A 1,462-nucleotide genomic window follows, 5' to 3' on the forward strand; every position below is an offset into this window, starting at 1 on the left:
ACGCCCCTTTCAGTTCAAGTGGTTGCTGACACTTCCACTTTGGCACATCGATGCCGGTACGGGTGGGGGCGTCCATCCCATTGGTTGTGGCCGACGGCGGCGTGTGAGGATCATTGGGCCATGAGACCGACGGCCGCACTTCTGAGCACCTTGACGGCCTCCGTTGCCGAGGCCTGATAAAACTCGCGCCATCTGTCATCCCAGCTCACGGGCCGGCCGTCGGCCTCCCAAGCCTCCAGCGCTACTGCGTTGATGATTTCGACCTCAAGCCATGCGTTCTGGTATCGCCTCAGAGCGCCTGCATTGGTTGAGCTGAGGAATGCGTCCTCCGATTGCTGAGCGAACTTCGCAAAGGCGAACACGTCTTTCGTAGCCTCAAGGGAAAGCGCTTCAAATTCGCGACGATTCATATCGAATAAACGGTTCCGGGATTGAAGGGTGAATCTCGACGACTGCTTCTGGCCGATTGTGCCCCCTGCCGTAGGCCAAACATGGCCGCGAAAGCTGATGTCTATCCCAGAAAAAGCAGGCGCTGCTTGGGCGCTGCATCAAGGACAGCTGCAGTCCGGCCAGCGCATGCTGAGGCTCCCTCAACTCGATGGGAGACCATCATGGGATCAGTAAACACTGCAACCTGCCAAGTGCCCTGGAACAAGGGCAAGATCGTCGGCCAGAAGGCCCCTTTCAAGCTCAAGGACATTTGGGCGCTGCGGGTGCGGCTGCAACTGGAGGGCCGAGTGCGCGAGCTGGCTCTCTTCAACTTGGGCCTGGACAGCAAGCTGCGCGGCTGCGATCTTGTCAGCCTGAAGGTCAGGGACGTCTGCCACGGGGAGCAGGTTGCACCACGGGCGACGGTGATGCAGCACAAGACCCAGCGTCCGGTGCAGTTCGAGCTCAAGCCTGGAACCCGAGAGGCTGTGCATGCGTGGATCCAGCGCACCGGCCTGCGATCGGACGACTTCCTGTTCCCGAGCCGAATGCACGACTCGCCGCACCTCGGCACCCGGCAGTACGCCCGAATTCTGGGTGGCTGGGTCAGAGAGCTTGGACTAGATCCTGCCGATTACGGAACTCACTCGATGCGGCGGACGAAGGCTACGCTGATCTACCGGCGGACGAGGAACGTTCGCGCGGTGCAGTTGCTGCTCGGCCACTCCAAGCTTGAGTCGACCGTCAGATACCTGGGCATCGAGGTGGATGACGCCCTGGAGATCTCGGAGCAGACGGAAATCTGAGCGAGCGTCGATTGAGCGGCGCGGATCCGTCCGCCTTGCTGCGGCGGTGAGGCGGATCAATGCGCTGCCGGATGGCTCGATTGCGGCGCACAGCAGACATTCAGCGGGCCGCGCCGACTGACCGCAGCCAGTCGAGGCTGTGTGAAAACGCATTGAATCCGTGAATACCGTCGCCTAGATTGAGACAACGCCACGAACTGGGTTGCCACATGAAGCGATTCATCGAG

The 1,462-nt window shown here is 60.9% G+C and carries 2 protein-coding genes; one reads left to right on the forward strand and one right to left on the reverse strand.

The genetic code is table 11. The annotated features are described in order from the left end of the window. Positions 1 to 110: 110 nt before the first annotated feature. The gene (locus BLV60_RS33835) at positions 111 to 410 is read right to left on the reverse strand and encodes a hypothetical protein (RefSeq protein WP_093060169.1); all 300 of its coding nucleotides are present in this window, start codon (positions 408 to 410) and stop codon (positions 111 to 113) included. A 201-nt stretch (positions 411 to 611) separates the two neighbouring features. Between BLV60_RS33835 and BLV60_RS33840 the strand changes: the two genes are divergently transcribed. After that, positions 612 to 1,235 (forward strand): tyrosine-type recombinase/integrase, encoded by a 624-nt coding sequence (locus BLV60_RS33840; RefSeq protein WP_093060171.1) that lies wholly within the window; start codon positions 612 to 614, stop codon positions 1,233 to 1,235. Positions 1,236 to 1,462 lie beyond the last annotated feature (227 nt).

The organism is Variovorax sp. YR634 (assembly GCF_900106655.1).
In the GTDB taxonomy this organism is placed as follows: Bacteria; Pseudomonadota; Gammaproteobacteria; order Burkholderiales; family Burkholderiaceae_C; genus Variovorax.